The sequence below is a fragment of the Vibrio kanaloae genome (assembly GCF_024347535.1).
GTDB lineage: Bacteria > Pseudomonadota > Gammaproteobacteria > Enterobacterales > Vibrionaceae > Vibrio > Vibrio kanaloae.
The window spans coordinates 122,649-141,336 of the sequence record NZ_AP025497.1 but is presented as its reverse complement, the minus strand read 5'-3'; the positions used below and the strand labels follow the sequence as shown (position 1 = coordinate 141,336).

Genomic DNA, 18,688 nt, shown 5'->3' with positions numbered 1-18,688 from the left:
GAGCAATAAAAGTCTCTTCAAACGCATTCAAGGTCTGTTTCTTTGAGTCCACAAAACCCCTTGGGTGTTGTATGGTTAAGCCTCACGGGCAATTAGTACAGGTTAGCTCAATGCCTCGCAGCACTTACACACCCTGCCTATCAACGTCGTAGTCTACGACAACCCTTTAGGACACTTATAGTGCCAGGGAAAACTCATCTCAAGGCTCGCTTCGCGCTTAGATGCTTTCAGCGCTTATCGATTCCGAACGTAGCTACCGGGCAATGCCATTGGCATGACAACCCGAACACCAGAGGTTCGTCCACTCCGGTCCTCTCGTACTAGGAGCAGCCCCTTTCAATTTTCCAACGCCCACGGCAGATAGGGACCGAACTGTCTCACGACGTTCTAAACCCAGCTCGCGTACCACTTTAAATGGCGAACAGCCATACCCTTGGGACCGACTTCAGCCCCAGGATGTGATGAGCCGACATCGAGGTGCCAAACACCGCCGTCGATATGAACTCTTGGGCGGTATCAGCCTGTTATCCCCGGAGTACCTTTTATCCGTTGAGCGATGGCCCTTCCATTCAGAACCACCGGATCACTATGACCTGCTTTCGCACCTGCTCGAATTGTCATTCTCGCAGTCAAGCGGGCTTATGCCATTGCACTAACCACACGATGTCCAACCGTGTTTAGCCCACCTTCGTGCTCCTCCGTTACTCTTTGGGAGGAGACCGCCCCAGTCAAACTACCCACCAGGCACTGTCCGTAATCCCGATTCAGGGACCAACGTTAGAACATCAAAACTACAAGGGTGGTATTTCAAGGACGACTCCATCACATCTAGCGACGCAATTTCATAGTCTCCCACCTATCCTACACATGTAGGTTCAATGTTCAGTGCCAAGCTGTAGTAAAGGTTCACGGGGTCTTTCCGTCTAGCCGCGGGTACACTGCATCTTCACAGCGATTTCAATTTCACTGAGTCTCGGGTGGAGACAGCGTGGCCATCATTACGCCATTCGTGCAGGTCGGAACTTACCCGACAAGGAATTTCGCTACCTTAGGACCGTTATAGTTACGGCCGCCGTTTACCGGGGCTTCGATCAAGAGCTTCGACCGAAGTCTAACCCCATCAATTAACCTTCCGGCACCGGGCAGGCGTCACACCGTATACGTCATCTTACGATTTTGCACAGTGCTGTGTTTTTAATAAACAGTTGCAGCCACCTGGTATCTGCGACTCTCGTCTGCTCCATCCGCAAGGGACTTCACTGATAAGAGCGTACCTTCTCCCGAAGTTACGGTACCATTTTGCCTAGTTCCTTCACCCGAGTTCTCTCAAGCGCCTTGGTATTCTCTACCCGACCACCTGTGTCGGTTTGGGGTACGATTCCTTACAATCTGAAGCTTAGAGGCTTTTCCTGGAAGCATGGCATCAATGACTTCACACCCGTAGGTGCTCGACATCGTATCTCAGCGTTAAGAAAGTCCGGATTTACCTAAACTTTCCGCCTACATACTTGAACCTGGACAACCGTCGCCAGGCCCACCTAGCCTTCTCCGTCCCCCCATCGCAATTGTAAGAAGTACGGGAATATTAACCCGTTTCCCATCGACTACGCCTTTCGGCCTCGCCTTAGGAGTCGACTTACCCTGCCCCGATTAACGTTGGACAGGAACCCTTGGTCTTCCGGCGAGGGAGTTTTTCACTCCCTTTATCGTTACTCATGTCAGCATTCGCACTTCTGATACCTCCAGCAGCCCTTACAGACCACCTTCAACGGCTTACAGAACGCTCCCCTACCCCACATACCCTAAGGTACGTAGCCGCAGCTTCGGTGTATAGCTTAGCCCCGTTACATCTTCCGCGCAGGCCGACTCGACCAGTGAGCTATTACGCTTTCTTTAAATGATGGCTGCTTCTAAGCCAACATCCTGGCTGTCTGAGCCTTCCCACATCGTTTCCCACTTAGCTATACTTTGGGACCTTAGCTGGCGGTCTGGGTTGTTTCCCTCTCCACGACGGACGTTAGCACCCGCCGTGTGTCTCCCGGATAGTACTTACTGGTATTCGGAGTTTGCAAAGGGTTGGTAAGTCGGGATGACCCCCTAGCCTTAACAGTGCTCTACCCCCAGTAGTATTCGTCCGAGGCGCTACCTAAATAGCTTTCGGGGAGAACCAGCTATCTCCAGGTTTGATTGGCCTTTCACCCCTAGCCACAAGTCATCCGCTAATTTTTCAACATTAGTCGGTTCGGTCCTCCAGTTGATGTTACTCAACCTTCAACCTGCCCATGGCTAGATCACCTGGTTTCGGGTCTAATCCTAGCAACTGTACGCCCAGTTAAGACTCGGTTTCCCTACGGCTCCCCTAAACGGTTAACCTTGCTACTAAAATTAAGTCGCTGACCCATTATACAAAAGGTACGCAGTCACACCACGAAGGTGCTCCTACTGCTTGTACGTACACGGTTTCAGGTTCTATTTCACTCCCCTCACAGGGGTTCTTTTCGCCTTTCCCTCACGGTACTGGTTCACTATCGGTCAGTCAGTAGTATTTAGCCTTGGAGGATGGTCCCCCCATATTCAGACAGGATATCACGTGTCCCGCCTTACTCGATTTCACTGATGATGATGTGTCGGTTACGGGGCTATCACCCTTTACTGCGCCACTTTCCAGAGGCTTCACCTGCATCATTAAAAGCTTAAGGGCTAATCCAATTTCGCTCGCCGCTACTTTCGGAATCTCGGTTGATTTCTCTTCCTCGGGGTACTTAGATGTTTCAGTTCCCCCGGTTTGCCTCCTGCTGCTATGTATTCACAACAGGATACGTGCTTGTGCACGTGGGTTTCCCCATTCAGAAATCCCAGACTCAAAAGGTTATTACTACCTAATCTGGGCTTATCGCAAGTTATTACGTCTTTCATCGCCTCTGACTGCCAAGGCATCCACCGTGTACGCTTAGTCACTTAACCATACAACCCGAAAGGGTTTCTATTTGCTTTCACTTTAAAAAGTGAAGACAAATAAGCGTATGGCAACTAACCAAGGTTTTTGGTTGTCATCAAGAAGGGTTAATTCTCAATGACTGTTTGCCGGACTCAATTTACTTTTTGTTTCCACTTTTTAATAAAAAGTAGAATCAAAAAATGAACAATCATTTCTGATCATTCGAATACAAGACACTTGAATGTGTTTGTTGTGTTTATCAATAAAGATAAACATTGAGAACTTTTAAATTTGATTAACTTAATCACAGCCTTGAGCTGTTTGATTTTACTTTTTAAAGTGAAAACCAATTAAGTAATCAGTCAGCTTTCCAAATTGTTAAAGAGCAAATCACTTCATAACGAAGTAACCATTTTTAAAGATTCTTAAGGAAGAACACTTAAAGATGGTGGAGCTATGCGGGATCGAACCGCAGACCTCCTCGCTGCCAGCGAGGCGCTCTCCCAGCTGAGCTATAGCCCCATCTGGAAAAGTATTCCTTACTCTTAACTTTTCTAAACCTAATCAATCTGTGTGGACACTCATCGTCAATATCTTCGTATAAGGAGGTGATCCAGCCCCAGGTTCCCCTAGGGCTACCTTGTTACGACTTCACCCCAGTCATGAACCACAAAGTGGTAAGCGTCCTCCCGAAGGTTAGACTACCTACTTCTTTTGCAGCCCACTCCCATGGTGTGACGGGCGGTGTGTACAAGGCCCGGGAACGTATTCACCGTGACATTCTGATTCACGATTACTAGCGATTCCGACTTCATGGAGTCGAGTTGCAGACTCCAATCCGGACTACGACGCACTTTTTGGGATTCGCTTACCATCGCTGGCTCGCTGCCCTCTGTATGCGCCATTGTAGCACGTGTGTAGCCCTACTCGTAAGGGCCATGATGACTTGACGTCGTCCCCACCTTCCTCCGGTTTATCACCGGCAGTCTCCCTGGAGTTCCCGACATGACTCGCTGGCAAACAAGGATAAGGGTTGCGCTCGTTGCGGGACTTAACCCAACATTTCACAACACGAGCTGACGACAGCCATGCAGCACCTGTCTCAGAGCTCCCGAAGGCACTCCTGCGTCTCCGCTGGATTCTCTGGATGTCAAGAGTAGGTAAGGTTCTTCGCGTTGCATCGAATTAAACCACATGCTCCACCGCTTGTGCGGGCCCCCGTCAATTCATTTGAGTTTTAATCTTGCGACCGTACTCCCCAGGCGGTCTACTTAACGCGTTAGCTCCGAAAGCCACGGCTCAAGGCCACAACCTCCAAGTAGACATCGTTTACGGCGTGGACTACCAGGGTATCTAATCCTGTTTGCTCCCCACGCTTTCGCATCTGAGTGTCAGTATCTGTCCAGGGGGCCGCCTTCGCCACTGGTATTCCTTCAGATCTCTACGCATTTCACCGCTACACCTGAAATTCTACCCCCCTCTACAGTACTCTAGTTCACCAGTTTCAAATGCAGTTCCGAGGTTGAGCCCCGGGCTTTCACATCTGACTTAATGAACCACCTGCATGCGCTTTACGCCCAGTAATTCCGATTAACGCTCGCACCCTCCGTATTACCGCGGCTGCTGGCACGGAGTTAGCCGGTGCTTCTTCTGTTGCTAACGTCAAGAGATGTTGCTATTAACAACACCCCCTTCCTCACAACTGAAAGTACTTTACAACCCGAAGGCCTTCTTCATACACGCGGCATGGCTGCATCAGGCTTGCGCCCATTGTGCAATATTCCCCACTGCTGCCTCCCGTAGGAGTCTGGACCGTGTCTCAGTTCCAGTGTGGCTGATCATCCTCTCAGACCAGCTAGGGATCGTCGCCTTGGTGAGCCATTACCTCACCAACTAGCTAATCCCACCTAGGCATATCTTGACGCGAGAGGCCCGAAGGTCCCCCTCTTTGGCCCGTAGGCATCATGCGGTATTAGCCATCGTTTCCAATGGTTATCCCCCACATCAAGGCAATTTCCTAGGCATTACTCACCCGTCCGCCGCTCGACGCCCATTAACGCACCCGAAGGATTGTTAGTGTCGTTTCCGCTCGACTTGCATGTGTTAGGCCTGCCGCCAGCGTTCAATCTGAGCCATGATCAAACTCTTCAATTTAAGATTTTGTGACTCAACGAATACTGACTTCAAAACTAATATTCATTCGAAAATGAACATGTAATTCTAAAGCTATTACCATTCCAACAGAATGGTAATGAATTGACTGTGCCAAATAACCGAAGTTATTCGTATTGGTCACTCAGTTCATTGAAATCATTGTGTTACCGAAGTAACTGCTATTACGCTCTTTCGAAAAAGAACCAATAACGTTTTGATATTCATCAACGAGTGCCCACACAGATTGATAGGTTTAAATTGTTAAAGAGCGTGTTCTCTAAAAAGAGAACGCTTTCAGTGCCTTAGCACTCAAGCAGGACGCGTATAATACGCTTTCCACTTTGAAAGTCAACATAAAATACTAAGAAAACTTAGAACTCTATGGTGACTTGTCTATTAAATAAACAAAGTCGAAATGAAAGCCTGGCGATGTCCTACTCTCACATGGGGAAGCCCCACACTACCATCGGCGCTATTGTGTTTCACTACTGAGTTCGGCATGGAGTCAGGTGGGTCCACAATGCTATGGTCGCCAAGCAAATTCTGTTTAATTGACGCCTCTGCGACAATTAATAATTCGGAAAGCTGTTTCTCTATTCAATAGAGCAATAAAAGTCTCTTCAAACGCATTCAAGGTCTGTTTCTTTGAGTCCACAAAACCCCTTGGGTGTTGTATGGTTAAGCCTCACGGGCAATTAGTACAGGTTAGCTCAATGCCTCGCAGCACTTACACACCCTGCCTATCAACGTCGTAGTCTACGACAACCCTTTAGGACACTTATAGTGCCAGGGAAAACTCATCTCAAGGCTCGCTTCGCGCTTAGATGCTTTCAGCGCTTATCGATTCCGAACGTAGCTACCGGGCAATGCCATTGGCATGACAACCCGAACACCAGAGGTTCGTCCACTCCGGTCCTCTCGTACTAGGAGCAGCCCCTTTCAATTTTCCAACGCCCACGGCAGATAGGGACCGAACTGTCTCACGACGTTCTAAACCCAGCTCGCGTACCACTTTAAATGGCGAACAGCCATACCCTTGGGACCGACTTCAGCCCCAGGATGTGATGAGCCGACATCGAGGTGCCAAACACCGCCGTCGATATGAACTCTTGGGCGGTATCAGCCTGTTATCCCCGGAGTACCTTTTATCCGTTGAGCGATGGCCCTTCCATTCAGAACCACCGGATCACTATGACCTGCTTTCGCACCTGCTCGAATTGTCATTCTCGCAGTCAAGCGGGCTTATGCCATTGCACTAACCACACGATGTCCAACCGTGTTTAGCCCACCTTCGTGCTCCTCCGTTACTCTTTGGGAGGAGACCGCCCCAGTCAAACTACCCACCAGGCACTGTCCGTAATCCCGATTCAGGGACCAACGTTAGAACATCAAAACTACAAGGGTGGTATTTCAAGGACGACTCCATCACATCTAGCGACGCAATTTCATAGTCTCCCACCTATCCTACACATGTAGGTTCAATGTTCAGTGCCAAGCTGTAGTAAAGGTTCACGGGGTCTTTCCGTCTAGCCGCGGGTACACTGCATCTTCACAGCGATTTCAATTTCACTGAGTCTCGGGTGGAGACAGCGTGGCCATCATTACGCCATTCGTGCAGGTCGGAACTTACCCGACAAGGAATTTCGCTACCTTAGGACCGTTATAGTTACGGCCGCCGTTTACCGGGGCTTCGATCAAGAGCTTCGACCGAAGTCTAACCCCATCAATTAACCTTCCGGCACCGGGCAGGCGTCACACCGTATACGTCATCTTACGATTTTGCACAGTGCTGTGTTTTTAATAAACAGTTGCAGCCACCTGGTATCTGCGACTCTCGTCTGCTCCATCCGCAAGGGACTTCACTGATAAGAGCGTACCTTCTCCCGAAGTTACGGTACCATTTTGCCTAGTTCCTTCACCCGAGTTCTCTCAAGCGCCTTGGTATTCTCTACCCGACCACCTGTGTCGGTTTGGGGTACGATTCCTTACAATCTGAAGCTTAGAGGCTTTTCCTGGAAGCATGGCATCAATGACTTCACACCCGTAGGTGCTCGACATCGTATCTCAGCGTTAAGAAAGTCCGGATTTACCTAAACTTTCCGCCTACATACTTGAACCTGGACAACCGTCGCCAGGCCCACCTAGCCTTCTCCGTCCCCCCATCGCAATTGTAAGAAGTACGGGAATATTAACCCGTTTCCCATCGACTACGCCTTTCGGCCTCGCCTTAGGAGTCGACTTACCCTGCCCCGATTAACGTTGGACAGGAACCCTTGGTCTTCCGGCGAGGGAGTTTTTCACTCCCTTTATCGTTACTCATGTCAGCATTCGCACTTCTGATACCTCCAGCAGCCCTTACAGACCACCTTCAACGGCTTACAGAACGCTCCCCTACCCCACATACCCTAAGGTACGTAGCCGCAGCTTCGGTGTATAGCTTAGCCCCGTTACATCTTCCGCGCAGGCCGACTCGACCAGTGAGCTATTACGCTTTCTTTAAATGATGGCTGCTTCTAAGCCAACATCCTGGCTGTCTGAGCCTTCCCACATCGTTTCCCACTTAGCTATACTTTGGGACCTTAGCTGGCGGTCTGGGTTGTTTCCCTCTCCACGACGGACGTTAGCACCCGCCGTGTGTCTCCCGGATAGTACTTACTGGTATTCGGAGTTTGCAAAGGGTTGGTAAGTCGGGATGACCCCCTAGCCTTAACAGTGCTCTACCCCCAGTAGTATTCGTCCGAGGCGCTACCTAAATAGCTTTCGGGGAGAACCAGCTATCTCCAGGTTTGATTGGCCTTTCACCCCTAGCCACAAGTCATCCGCTAATTTTTCAACATTAGTCGGTTCGGTCCTCCAGTTGATGTTACTCAACCTTCAACCTGCCCATGGCTAGATCACCTGGTTTCGGGTCTAATCCTAGCAACTGTACGCCCAGTTAAGACTCGGTTTCCCTACGGCTCCCCTAAACGGTTAACCTTGCTACTAAAATTAAGTCGCTGACCCATTATACAAAAGGTACGCAGTCACACCACGAAGGTGCTCCTACTGCTTGTACGTACACGGTTTCAGGTTCTATTTCACTCCCCTCACAGGGGTTCTTTTCGCCTTTCCCTCACGGTACTGGTTCACTATCGGTCAGTCAGTAGTATTTAGCCTTGGAGGATGGTCCCCCCATATTCAGACAGGATATCACGTGTCCCGCCTTACTCGATTTCACTGATGATGATGTGTCGGTTACGGGGCTATCACCCTTTACTGCGCCACTTTCCAGAGGCTTCACCTGCATCATTAAAAGCTTAAGGGCTAATCCAATTTCGCTCGCCGCTACTTTCGGAATCTCGGTTGATTTCTCTTCCTCGGGGTACTTAGATGTTTCAGTTCCCCCGGTTTGCCTCCTGCTGCTATGTATTCACAACAGGATACGTGCTTGTGCACGTGGGTTTCCCCATTCAGAAATCCCAGACTCAAAAGGTTATTACTACCTAATCTGGGCTTATCGCAAGTTATTACGTCTTTCATCGCCTCTGACTGCCAAGGCATCCACCGTGTACGCTTAGTCACTTAACCATACAACCCGAAAGGGTTTCTATTTGCTTTCACTTTAAAAAGTAAAGACAAATAAGCGTATGGCAACTAACCAAGGTTTTTGGTTGTCATCAAGAAGGGTTAATTCTCAATGACTGTTTGCCGGACTCAATTTACTTTTTGTTTCCACTTTTTAATAAAAAGTAGAATCAAAAAATGAACAATCATTTCTGATCATTCGAATACAAGACACTTGAATGTGTTTGTTGTGTTTATACCGTTCTTATTAACTAAGAGCAGATAAACATTGAGAACTTTTAAATTTGATTGAATTACTCGTAAGTAATCAATCAGTCAGCTTTCCAAATTGTTAAAGAGCATAAAGCAAAAAGCTTTAATCAATAACTTACGTTATTAATTAAAGCTCTGGCTTTAACTAAATCTAAACCATCAATCTGTGTGGACACTCATCGTCAATATCTTCGTATAAGGAGGTGATCCAGCCCCAGGTTCCCCTAGGGCTACCTTGTTACGACTTCACCCCAGTCATGAACCACAAAGTGGTAAGCGTCCTCCCGAAGGTTAGACTACCTACTTCTTTTGCAGCCCACTCCCATGGTGTGACGGGCGGTGTGTACAAGGCCCGGGAACGTATTCACCGTGACATTCTGATTCACGATTACTAGCGATTCCGACTTCATGGAGTCGAGTTGCAGACTCCAATCCGGACTACGACGCACTTTTTGGGATTCGCTTACCATCGCTGGCTCGCTGCCCTCTGTATGCGCCATTGTAGCACGTGTGTAGCCCTACTCGTAAGGGCCATGATGACTTGACGTCGTCCCCACCTTCCTCCGGTTTATCACCGGCAGTCTCCCTGGAGTTCCCGACATGACTCGCTGGCAAACAAGGATAAGGGTTGCGCTCGTTGCGGGACTTAACCCAACATTTCACAACACGAGCTGACGACAGCCATGCAGCACCTGTCTCAGAGCTCCCGAAGGCACTCCTGCGTCTCCGCTGGATTCTCTGGATGTCAAGAGTAGGTAAGGTTCTTCGCGTTGCATCGAATTAAACCACATGCTCCACCGCTTGTGCGGGCCCCCGTCAATTCATTTGAGTTTTAATCTTGCGACCGTACTCCCCAGGCGGTCTACTTAACGCGTTAGCTCCGAAAGCCACGGCTCAAGGCCACAACCTCCAAGTAGACATCGTTTACGGCGTGGACTACCAGGGTATCTAATCCTGTTTGCTCCCCACGCTTTCGCATCTGAGTGTCAGTATCTGTCCAGGGGGCCGCCTTCGCCACTGGTATTCCTTCAGATCTCTACGCATTTCACCGCTACACCTGAAATTCTACCCCCCTCTACAGTACTCTAGTTCACCAGTTTCAAATGCAGTTCCGAGGTTGAGCCCCGGGCTTTCACATCTGACTTAATGAACCACCTGCATGCGCTTTACGCCCAGTAATTCCGATTAACGCTCGCACCCTCCGTATTACCGCGGCTGCTGGCACGGAGTTAGCCGGTGCTTCTTCTGTTGCTAACGTCAAGAGATGTTGCTATTAACAACACCCCCTTCCTCACAACTGAAAGTACTTTACAACCCGAAGGCCTTCTTCATACACGCGGCATGGCTGCATCAGGCTTGCGCCCATTGTGCAATATTCCCCACTGCTGCCTCCCGTAGGAGTCTGGACCGTGTCTCAGTTCCAGTGTGGCTGATCATCCTCTCAGACCAGCTAGGGATCGTCGCCTTGGTGAGCCATTACCTCACCAACTAGCTAATCCCACCTAGGCATATCTTGACGCGAGAGGCCCGAAGGTCCCCCTCTTTGGCCCGTAGGCATCATGCGGTATTAGCCATCGTTTCCAATGGTTATCCCCCACATCAAGGCAATTTCCTAGGCATTACTCACCCGTCCGCCGCTCGACGCCCATTAACGCACCCGAAGGATTGTTAGTGTCGTTTCCGCTCGACTTGCATGTGTTAGGCCTGCCGCCAGCGTTCAATCTGAGCCATGATCAAACTCTTCAATTTAAGATTTTGTGACTCAACGAATACTGACTTCAAAACTAATATTCATTCGAAAATGAACATGTAATTCTAAAGCTATTACCATTCCAACAGAATGGTAATGAATTGACTGTGCCGAATAACTACAAGTAGTTAAACGTATTGGTCACTCAGTTCATTGAAATCATTGTGTTACCGAAGTAACTGCTATTACGCTCTTTCGAAAAAGAACCAATAACGTTTTGATATTCATCAACGAGTGCCCACACAGATTGATAGGTTTAAATTGTTAAAGAGCGCTAGCGTTTTGTGATTTACATCTCAATCGCTAGGGGTGCGTACTATACCTGCACCACTTAGAGAGTCAAGGGTTATTTTAAACTCTTCTTTCTCTACCGATTTCACTGTGTGACTTTCGTCTCACTCCGTGTCGGTGAGGCGGCATTATAGAGAGATCGACATAGAGCACAAGGGCTTTTTTAAATAAAAGTTTTGTTCGCCTAAAAAGCCACCAGATCCGCATTTTTCGAATAAAAACTAAACATTTGAGACGTATCACAGCAATACATTGGAAAAATGGAAGCCATGAACGTAAGATTCATGTATCTATTTTGTTAAGAGTAGATGTGTCTATTTCGTTTATTAATATGTAGTATTCCGATATGAACTCAAAAAAATCGATGTTGTTAATTGTCGCACTAGCTGTTCTAGGTGGCATTATTTTCTCTCAGGTAGATATATCGCCTGCAATTACCTTTATCCTTGGTGTCTTGGCTTCCGCTTTTGTTGTTAACTTTTCAAGCACCGACTCAAAATCAGATTCAGAACCTAAGGCTTCAACCAAAACACTTTATGTAGGTAACCTTCCATACAAAGCGAACGAATCACATGTACGTGAATTATTCTCTGAGCATGGTGAAGTATTTGCAGTACGTTTAATGAAAGACAAACGTACTGGTAAAAGAAGAGGCTTTGGATTTGTTGTTATGGCAAGTAATGATGTGAATCATGCAATCTCTGCACTTAACGATAAAGATTACATGCAACGAACTTTAAAAGTACGCGTTGCAAATGATCCTAAACATCCTGAAGCGGACGAATCTGAACTGAGCTAAACCCTAACTGCTTTAACATACTATTTAGTGCACTTTCTTTTTTAGGAAGTGCACTACAAAAAACCTCACGCACTCCCCCTTCTTTATTAATGCTTTCCAAACCCAACAAATCTTGAACCCGTTTAGCTATCGCTTTACCAGAATCTATCAGCACTACACTTTCACCTAGTACTTGTTGAATCTCTGATTTGATCAGTGGGAAATGGGTACACCCTAATACAGCCACATCAATGGTATTGATCATCGGTTGAAGGATCTGCTGTAACTCTTCAAGGCTAATCTCCTCACCTCTGAGTTTATCTTCGGCCATATCCACCAGCCGAGTAGAACCCAATAGCTCTACTCTTTTATTACTCGAGAAGTTGTTGATGAGCTCGTGTGTGTATTCACGAGTAATCGTCGCGGGAGTCGCAATAAGGCCAACCGCTTTATTAGCAAGTAACGAGGCTGGCTTGATTGCCGGAACAACCCCAACAATAGGGATTAGGTTACTAGCACGAAGTGTAGGTAATACAATCGTACTTGCTGTATTACAAGCTATCACCACAATATCAATCGCGTGGCTAGCCACAAAACTGGTAACGATACTTTGAACTCTGCTAATAAGTACTTGTTGATCAAGCTCGCCGTATGGGTAAGCCTCGTTATCGAATACATAGATATAGTTGTGATTGGGTAGTAACTGGCTTATCTCTTTATATACAGACAGACCGCCAACTCCAGAATCAAAGACCAATATGTTTTTTTGTATGCTTTCCGACACAACCATTACCTGTAATAAGTTCCGCAGCAATGATACCCCTTCACTTAGTTTTCGCCAATCATCACTCTACATAATGCAAGCTCGGTAGCGTTGATGCACAAAGCGCTCACCCTGCTCTACATTTTCTAGCTCTATCTTAAGCTTTCCTTTAAAGCATGGCGCTGACGTTACTAAGGTATGGAACTCGCCATCTTCACCACAGGGGTCAACGTGACTTGGCAAACTGTCTATTAGTTCAGGCGTGTATTGTTGCCCACAATAGCCAGCATCTAATGACTCACTATCAACCGTGACGAGAAAGGTTTCGATTCCTCTGTCTATTATTTCACTCGCAAGTGCCTGACTGCTCTCTCCCATTAGGGGAAATACACACTCCCAACCAACTGGTTCTATATAGCTTTTTCGATAATCGGCAATACCATTACAGAACATATCTCCAAATGCGACCGCGTCGATTGATAAGCCAGACCCTTTCAATGCTGAGACAATCGTACTTTGGTAAATCTCATTGCTTGGGAACACTTCCGGAAGCTCTATGGTGATGAGTGGCAAACCGATTAATTGCGCCTGCATGGCAACAACTTCGATCGGAGTCACTTGGAAAGGAACTTCATCTCCCACATACGTCGTATAGAGAGCGACAACTTCATATTCGGTGCTTTCAAGTAGACGCTCTAGCGTTAATGTCGAGTCTTTACCTGACGACCAACTTATGACGACTTTCTTTTTCATTGATATACCCAATAAGAAAAAACCGCCCGAAGGCGGTTTAGATGTAAATTAAAATTGGTAAGCTAGATTAGCAAAGTATCTGCGTTCAGGAGCGTTATATCCTAGCGTTGTTTGGTATTTCTCATTAGTTAAGTTATCAACTCGGCCACGAACCACTAACTCAGGAGAAATCCAATACCCTACAGAAACATCCCACAAACTCACTGATGGCAAAATATTATCTGGATCTGTTGTTTCTTTTGGATTACCCGCTCTATCACCCGTGTATGTATAAGTGAGGTTCATATCAAAATCTTCATATGAAGTATCCATCAACCACTTATAGTTTCTATCAGCACGCTTCGCTAGTTTATTACCCGCAGAGTCTTTATGATCTTTAAATTCAGCAACAACCGTGTGATGGATAAACCACGTGTCAAAATTACCTGTAATTTCTAAACCTTTAAGTTTTGCATCTACGTTTTGAGGATACCAAAATGGGCTACCTTCATACCAAATGATTAAGTTATCGACTTCATTATCGTATGCAGTCACATCCAGCTTGAATAAATCGAATTCACCGGTATATCCAATTTCTCGATTTTCGGCTTCTTCAGGCTTCAGGTCTGAGTTTGTTGTCAGATCAGAATAGCTCGGAGCTTTAAATGATGTACCCGCTGCAGCTCTTAACGAGTGTTTTTCCGTTAAGTAATAGCGAGTACCTAAAGACCATGTGGTGTGGTTGTCGTATGTGTCGTGTTTATCATTACGCACACTACCTACAATTTGAACATCACCAAATCGAAGCTCAGTAGAAGCGTAGACGCCCGTCGTATCACGAGATTCTCCTGCTAGTGCATCTGGAAAGCCATATGACAGAGCATCATCATCAAGTTTTTCTCTACGCCAGTCGGCACCAGCACCAATAGATACGTTCTCATTAAAGTAATACTGATTTAAGAACTGCAGGTTCGTCAGATCTATTTTCTTCTTTGTACCAGCATTGTCTTTACCTTGAGCTTGTGAATAGTCTAGGTTTTCGATTGCCTGCTGATTAGCTCTAAAGGTAGAACTTAAGTTATCACCTTTATAATCAACAGCGGCTGTCACGCTCAAGTTCTCAGAGTAGCCGTAGTTCTTACCACCCGAGTCATACTCAGTTAGACTATCAAACCAACGTACAGATGCTGTGCCAGTAAAGGCCTCATTGATCGGCTGTGAGTATGACGCAAAAAGATTTTGGCTCTCATAGCCATAATTAAGACCAGTAGCCGGGTCCTTAATATCGTAACCTTGAGTCTCATCAAAACCGCCAGCGAGTTTCAATGTTCCTCCGTTCGACAATTTTCGAGTCGTTGAGAAATTAGCTTCCTTTTGAGCATCACTGCCAGCTCCAACCGCTATCATTGTCGATTCAGTCGAATGAGCAGACTCAGTAATAACGTTAATCACACCCGCTATCGCATCTGATCCATATAAAGCACCACCAGAGCCACGAATCACTTCTACTCTCTCAATAATACCTACAGGGATGTGATTGAAGCTAATACCGCCCGCAGCAGAGTCAATACGAACACCATCGACAAGAAACAATACTTGATCGCTATTATATCCGCGCATGAAAACAGAGGCACTGTGTCCACGTCCGCCATTTTGAGAAACTTCAACACCAGGTACTCGTTTCAAAACATCCACTAAAGATTTAGCTTGGGTTTCTTCTATTTCTTGTTTTGAAATAACGGTAGTAGAAGCAATAACATCACTTAGAGGTTGCTCAAAACGGTTAGCCGTAACCACCATGGTTTCATCGGCAGAGGCTTCTTGGGCGTGTAACGGGGAGATAGGTGAAAGCAGCGATGCTACAGCAACCGCTAAAAGGGATTTGTTCATGTTGTGATCCTAAATCGCGTAAAGTCCTACCAAACCACATTGTGTGGCTTAGCCGCTGGCAGGTATTCGGACTCAAGAGCACAACCTTATGGTTACCTAATATTCGACTTCCCACAAAAAGCTATTTGCAGTGTCTTATGAATATTCGTTCTCTTTTACCGCTGCGCGTCAGTTCTGGATTCACACCAGATTCCCTCTTCAGCCATCTATACATCCAAATGGCACCAGCTTGCCGGAGATAGTATTAACCTATGAATCATTTGTCTAGTCTAAGATAGTTATAAGCTATAGTTTTCAAGGTCGATTTTATATTGAATAGCTCTCAACACTGGACAAGCGCCTGTGATTGAATAAAATCTGCGCTCTTGATTTAAAAGCACGACAGCAAAAGGCATAACAATGGCGAATTTAGATGTAAACCCGCAACGCTACCAAGAACAGCTCGCAGAAAAGACTGAACGTCTTACTGAAATGTTCTCACAATATGATGTGCCTGAGCTGGAAGTGTATGAATCTCCAGAACAACACTACCGCATGCGTGCTGAATTCCGCGTGTGGCATGAAGGTGACGATATGTATTACGTCATGTTCAATCAAGAAACCAAAGAAAAATACCGCGTAGACCAGTTTCCTGCGGCTAGTCGTCTTATCAACGATCTAATGCCTCTATTAACGGATGCAATGAAGAGCAACCACTCTCTACGCCACAAGCTATTCCAAGTAGACTTCCTTTCTACGTTAAGCGGTGAGATTTTGGTGTCACTGCTTTACCACCGTCAATTAGGTGAACAGTGGATTCAAGATGCTAAAGCGCTTAAGCAGCAATTAAATGATGAAGGCTTTAACCTAAACCTGATTGGCCGTGCGCGTAAGATGAAAATCGTACTGGATCGCGACTACGTCATTGAAAAGCTAGATGTGAATGGTGATAGCTATATATACCAGCAAGTAGAGAACAGCTTTACTCAACCAAACGGCAAAGTAGCAGAGAAAATGTTGGAATGGGCTGTCGACTGTACTCAAGACAGCAAAGGCGACTTGCTTGAGCTTTACTGTGGTAACGGTAACTTCTCATTAGCTCTGGCACAAAACTTTGAGCGTGTACTTGCAACAGAGCTAGCGAAGCCATCTGTGGAATCTGCTCAATACAACATTGCGGCGAACAAGATTGATAATGTTCAGATCATTCGTATGTCTGCGGAAGATTTTACCGTAGCAATGGAAGGTAAGCGTGAATTCCGCCGCCTACAACAAGCGAACATCGATCTGAAGAGCTACAACTGCAACACTATCTTTGTTGATCCACCGCGTTCAGGTATGGATGTTGATACTTGTAAGATGGTTCAAGGGTATGAACGAATCATGTACATCTCTTGTAATCCCGAGACACTGAAAGATAACTTAGACATTTTAAGCGAAACACACGACATCACTCGTTTTGCTCTGTTTGACCAGTTCCCTTACACCCACCATATGGAAGCGGGCGTGATGTTGGAACGCAAAGCGTAAATCATGATTCAAACCTCTAAGCGCTCGTGATGAGCGCTTTTTTTTGATATCGCTATACTGCCAATTTCAAGTCCGTGGTTTGAGCTCCACCACATTGCCTTCTGGATCTTCTATATAGGCAGAATAACCAAAACCTTGAGCACCATAGCGCTCTGCAAACTCGCTAACTTTAATATCGTGTTTGTGCAGATAATTGGTCAACTCTAGCTCATCAAAAGCCTTTATTTGCAGACAAAAATGGTCGAGGTTTCTCCCGTCTTGTTGCGGCGCCTTGCCGCCAAGTTTTCCTAGCTCACTATCGACGACGACTAAGTCAATGATTGACTCCCCCGCCCTTAATTGCGTCAACCCTAAGTCTGGCAATTCCCTTTCAATAAGACAACCCAGCACCTGCTGGTAAAAATAGAGCATCGCCTCACGGTTTGAAGTCCGTAATACAATATGGTCAATGGCCTTTATCTCTATCATGCAGCTTCTCCTGTAACACGCACACTCCCCTAGTATAGGTAACATTACGTATAAAAAAATCACAATGGATAAGTAAACTACTGGGCTAAATCGTGATATCTAATTGTAAATAAAGCCTTTCCTTTCAAGTGGGCTTCTAGTTCTACATTGTTCTTTTCAAAACGGTTAACCGTTACTGTTAAGACTCTTTATGTCACACTTGGTTATAAGTATTTAGGAAGTACCAATGGCAACAATTTCAGATGTATCACGTATCGCAGGCGTATCGAAAGCCCCCGAGAGTTGGTCGAAGCGGGAATGAGGGGCTTAAATACAAACCAAACTCGGTGCCGCAAGACTTAACCACCAGCTACAAAAAAGGCCTGACGATAAAGCCAAGCCTTTCTTTCACTATTTACCAAGCGAAGTGCTGAGGGTATTCAGCTTAAATTGCTTTGCCGATAAAACCGAGCTTTTTTCCTACCCAAGCTAATAGCAACATCGCAACAATAATCGCAAAGAAGTTTGAGCCCGCATCAGGATGTTGTGCTTTGACAAAAGCCGAGTGGCCAAATGCACCAACAAAGAAGCAAGCTAAACCTACCAATGGAATATCTTCAGAGACTGGGTTAGTTAGATACTCCTGGTAAAGTGCTTGTACAGTCAACACTAAAGCAATAAGCGGGAAAATAGAGAAGCCCACTTCGCTCATTGTGACCCAAGATAACAGCGCATCACCACACACACCGGCAACAACAGCTAGTACGAGTGTTTTTCTTTCAGAGCCACGGTTTACAGTATTATTTTCATTCGACATTATTCAATCCCGCCTTTTAATCGGTTACGTTCACGTTCTTTACGATACCAAAAAGCCCCTTTGGCCATCATTCGCAATTGCATGATCAAGCGATCAGCCAATTCATCTCGCTGACGTCGATCTAAATCTAGTGCTTCTGCCCCTGAGTTAAAAACCAATATGACGGAGGCTTCAGCTTGAGTAAAAGCTTCATCTCTTGTCATGCCAGTCGTAATCAAATATTCGGTTAACTCAGCAGAGAAGTGCTGTATTTCACGAGCTACTGCAGCACGAAACTCAAATGAAGTTCCTGAGCGCTCTCGTAATAACAGTCTGAATACATTTGGACTGCTTTCAATGAATTCCATAAAGGTTTCAACCGATGTGCGAATCACACTGCCTTCTTTTACTATACGCTGACGAGCTTGACGCATTAATTGACGCAACAGTAAGCCACCTTCATCAACCATGGTTAAGCCAAGCTCATCCATGTCTTTGAAATGACGATAAAAGGAAGTTGGGGCTATTCCAGCCTCACGAGCAACTTCTCTCAAGCTTAGGTTGGAAAAACTACGATCGGCGCTGAGTTGGCTAAATGCTGCATCAATTAAGCTACGACGAGTTTTTTCTTTTTGCTGTGCGCGAATGCCCATTGGTTTCATACTTTATCAAATTCTTCTTTTACAGCCTAAACAGGCATGTCTAATACTCTCTTCAATATAACGCGAATCACTTATTTATATAAGGCACTCTGGTTATATAAGACACTCAACATACCTCTTTGTTCACGTACCGAAGTAAATACGCTCGAACAAAAAATTTCA

Annotated in this window: 8 protein-coding genes, 1 tRNA gene, 5 rRNA genes and 1 riboswitch; of the genes, 2 read left to right on the top strand and 12 right to left on the bottom strand. The window is 46.2% G+C overall.

The genetic code is table 11. The features are described from left to right. Positions 1–71 precede the first annotated feature (71 nt). The 6 genes from OCV24_RS00635 to OCV24_RS00610 form a co-directional block, all read right to left on the bottom strand. Positions 72–2,964, bottom strand: a 23S ribosomal RNA gene (locus tag OCV24_RS00635). 420 nt (positions 2,965–3,384) lie between these two features. Continuing rightward, positions 3,385–3,460: transfer RNA gene (locus OCV24_RS00630), tRNA-Ala, on the bottom strand. A gap of 79 nt (positions 3,461–3,539) precedes the next feature. Next, positions 3,540–5,092: ribosomal RNA gene (locus tag OCV24_RS00625) — 16S ribosomal RNA — on the bottom strand. A 421-nt stretch (positions 5,093–5,513) separates the two neighbouring features. Continuing rightward, a 5S ribosomal RNA gene (gene rrf / locus OCV24_RS00620) occupies positions 5,514–5,629 on the bottom strand. Between the two features lie 137 nt (positions 5,630–5,766). Continuing rightward, a 23S ribosomal RNA gene (locus tag OCV24_RS00615) occupies positions 5,767–8,659 on the bottom strand. A 445-nt stretch (positions 8,660–9,104) separates the two neighbouring features. Beyond that, positions 9,105–10,657 (bottom strand): 16S ribosomal RNA (locus OCV24_RS00610). Together the 16S, 23S and 5S rRNA genes with 1 tRNA gene alongside form the textbook arrangement of a ribosomal RNA operon. 638 nt (positions 10,658–11,295) lie before the next feature. Here OCV24_RS00610 and OCV24_RS00605 point away from each other — a divergent pair. Beyond that, positions 11,296–11,748, top strand: a complete 453-nt coding sequence (locus OCV24_RS00605) for an RNA recognition motif domain-containing protein (protein ID WP_017055501.1) — start codon at positions 11,296–11,298, stop codon at positions 11,746–11,748. Here OCV24_RS00605 and murI read toward each other — a convergent pair. Genes murI through OCV24_RS00590 form a run of 3 tightly spaced genes read right to left on the bottom strand, consistent with a single transcriptional unit; the run spans position 11,711 to position 15,112 of the window. Then, positions 11,711–12,517, bottom strand: coding sequence for a glutamate racemase (murI, locus tag OCV24_RS00600; protein WP_137008059.1), 807 nt, complete (start codon positions 12,515–12,517; stop codon positions 11,711–11,713). The genes OCV24_RS00605 and murI overlap by 38 nt on opposite strands. A gap of 60 nt (positions 12,518–12,577) precedes the next feature. Then, entirely contained in the window at positions 12,578–13,243 is a 666-nt protein-coding gene (locus OCV24_RS00595) for a Dph6-related ATP pyrophosphatase (RefSeq protein WP_046224916.1), read from the bottom strand. Between the two features lie 48 nt (positions 13,244–13,291). Continuing rightward, the gene (locus tag OCV24_RS00590) at positions 13,292–15,112 is read right to left on the bottom strand and encodes a TonB-dependent receptor domain-containing protein (RefSeq protein WP_150879335.1); all 1,821 of its coding nucleotides are present in this window, start codon (positions 15,110–15,112) and stop codon (positions 13,292–13,294) included. Positions 15,113–15,152: 40 nt separating this feature from the next. Beyond that, a riboswitch (cobalamin riboswitch) is annotated at positions 15,153–15,356 on the bottom strand. Between the two features lie 155 nt (positions 15,357–15,511). On the opposite strand from OCV24_RS00590, the gene trmA reads away from it, so the two are divergent. Then, complete coding sequence (gene trmA / locus OCV24_RS00585; RefSeq protein WP_150879334.1) at positions 15,512–16,621, top strand: tRNA (uridine(54)-C5)-methyltransferase TrmA; 1,110 nt, start codon at positions 15,512–15,514, stop codon at positions 16,619–16,621. Between the two features lie 66 nt (positions 16,622–16,687). On the opposite strand, the gene OCV24_RS00580 is transcribed toward trmA, so the two are convergent. From OCV24_RS00580 to fabR, 3 genes are all read right to left on the bottom strand, one after another. Then, positions 16,688–17,089, bottom strand: coding sequence for a VOC family protein (locus OCV24_RS00580; protein WP_150879333.1), 402 nt, complete (start codon positions 17,087–17,089; stop codon positions 16,688–16,690). 424 nt (positions 17,090–17,513) lie between these two features. Next, the gene (locus OCV24_RS00575) at positions 17,514–17,885 is read right to left on the bottom strand and encodes a YijD family membrane protein (protein WP_150879332.1); all 372 of its coding nucleotides are present in this window, start codon (positions 17,883–17,885) and stop codon (positions 17,514–17,516) included. After that, entirely contained in the window at positions 17,885–18,526 is a 642-nt protein-coding gene (gene fabR / locus OCV24_RS00570) for an HTH-type transcriptional repressor FabR (RefSeq protein WP_004736697.1), read from the bottom strand. The genes OCV24_RS00575 and fabR overlap by 1 nt, the downstream gene beginning before the upstream one ends. Between the last annotated feature and the right edge of the window lie 162 nt (positions 18,527–18,688).